At 74.9% G+C, this 2,067-nt stretch carries 2 protein-coding genes; one reads left to right on the plus strand and one right to left on the minus strand.

All coding sequences use genetic code 11. From position 1 onward, the window contains the following. Window positions 1–319: 319 nt before the first annotated feature. Window positions 320–736: a cobalamin B12-binding domain-containing protein gene (locus RH94_RS01140; protein WP_073945805.1), complete on the plus strand. Its 417-nt coding sequence runs from the start codon at window positions 320–322 to the stop codon at window positions 734–736. A gap of 95 nt (window positions 737–831) precedes the next feature. On the opposite strand, the gene RH94_RS01145 is transcribed toward RH94_RS01140, so the two are convergent. Continuing rightward, the coding region (locus RH94_RS01145; protein WP_073945806.1) for a DUF5691 domain-containing protein at window positions 832–2,067 on the minus strand (1,236 nt) is incomplete at its 5' end.

A 2,067-nucleotide genomic window follows, 5' to 3' on the forward strand; every position in this document is an offset into this window, starting at 1 on the left:
GTGCCCGCCCCTGGTGCCCTTCGTGCCCTCGCCGATCCGCCGCACCACCGTGGCGCGTGGCCTGCGACGCGATGGCGCGACGACCTCGTTGCGGCTCCCGCTGTGCTGGTTCCCGCTGCGCGGGTCCCCCCTGCTCGCGAAGTCCGGGGGAGTGCCTCACCGTGTGATTTCCCCCTCGCTCCGCACCGCGAAACTGCCGGTTGCGGGATGCTGGGGATAACGTTCGTTCACTTCCCCGGACGGTGTGGTGCGGGGTGTCCGTCCCACTTGTGCGGTACTTGTCGGTACGGATGGATGGAGTCGCTTCATGGAGGCAGTGATGGGTGTGGCAGCCGGCCCGATCCGCGTGGTGGTGGCCAAGCCGGGGCTCGACGGCCACGATCGGGGCGCCAAGGTGATCGCGCGCGCCCTGCGCGACGCCGGTATGGAGGTCATCTACACCGGGCTCCACCAGACCCCGGAGCAGATCGTCGACACGGCGATCCAGGAGGACGCCGACGCGATCGGGCTGTCCATCCTGTCCGGGGCGCACAACACACTCTTCGCCGCCGTGATCGACCTGCTCCGGGAGCGCGACGCGGAGGACATCGTGGTCTTCGGCGGCGGGATCATCCCCGAGGCGGACATTCCCCTGCTGAAGGAGAAGGGCGTCGCGGAGATCTTCACCCCGGGCGCGACCACCCAGTCGATCGTGGACTGGGTCCGCGCGAACGTCCGCGAGCCGGCGGAGGCGTAGTACCTCCGGCGGTCGGACAGGGACGGTCGCGCCGGGCCGGAACGGGACCTGGGGGCTGCGCCCCCAGGGGCGGCCCCGGCAGCCCACGGCGCCGCTCAGCCGACCCGGGCCGAACCCAGCTCCTCGGCCATGGCGGAGCGCAGCCGCAACGTCGTCACCAGCCGCTGGAACGCCTCCGCCCAGTACCCTCCGGCCCCGGGCGACGCGTCCTCCGCCTCGTCCGGAACCGCCAGCAGTCCGTCCAGCCGACCCGCCTCCGCGGGATCCAGGCACCGCTCGGCCAGCCCCATCACTCCACTGAAACTCCATGGGTAACTCCCTGCGTCCCGCGCGATGTTGAGCGCGTCGACCACCGCCCGTCCGAGCGGCGCCGACCAGGGCACCGCGCACACTCCGAGCAGCTGGAAGGCCTCGGACAGCCCGTGCGCCGCGATGAACCCGGCCACCCAGTCGGCCCGTTCGGCGGCGTCCAGTGTGCCGAGCAGCTTGGCGCGCTCGGCCAGGGACACCGCGCCCGGCCCGCCGGCCCCGGGTGCCGCGGGCTCCCCGAGGAGCGCCCGCGCCCACGGGGAGTCCCGCTGCCGCACCGCCGCCCGGCACCAGGCGGCGTGCAGTTCGCCCTGCCAGTCGTCCGCGACCGGCAGCGCCACGATCTCCTGCGCCGTACGCCCGCCCAGCCGCGCGTGCCACGCCCCGAGCGGTGCCGCCTCGACCAACTGACCCAGCCACCACGACCGTTCGCCGCGTCCCGTCGGCGCCTTGGGGACGACGCCGTCGCGTTCCATGCCCGCGTCGCACTCGTGCGGCACCTCGACGACGACCGTCGGCGTCCCGTGCGTGCGGTCCACGGCCACGCAGGCCCCGGCCCGTGCCGCCATGCGTGCGGCGAGCGCGGACCCGGGCAGCGCCGAGAGCAACTCGGCGGCCGTGGCCCGTACGTTGCGGCTGCGGTCGGACAGGGCCTGTTCCAGGAACGGCTCGTCGTCCGGGCCCAGGCCCGTCCGCAGCGAGTCGAGGAACATCAGCCGGTCCTCGGCCCGCTCGGTGGCCCAGGTGGTGGCGAGCAGTTCGCGCGCGTCCGCGGGCCTGCGCGCGCGGAGCGCCGTCAGCAGGGCGACCCGCTCCGCGAACAGGCCCTCCTCCCACAGCCTCCGGGCGCGGTCCGTGTCCTCCGGGCCGGACGGCACGGCGCCACCGCCCGGGCCGGTCCGCAGGGCGAACCGCCAGTCCGGGTTGAGCCGGGCGAGCCACAGCGCGCGCGGACCGCCGAGGGCCAGGGCGGCCGGGCGCAGGTCGGTGCGGCCCCGGGCCGCGTCCAGCAGGGCCGGAAG

Source organism: Streptomyces kebangsaanensis, assembly GCF_001906585.1.
Lineage (GTDB): Bacteria > Actinomycetota > Actinomycetes > Streptomycetales > Streptomycetaceae > Streptomyces > Streptomyces kebangsaanensis.

Coding starts and splice junctions, on each gene's coding strand:
- RH94_RS01140 (WP_073945805.1), top strand. CDS start 320: ATGGGTGTGGCAGCCGGCCCGATCCGCGTGGTGGTGGCCAAGCCGGGG.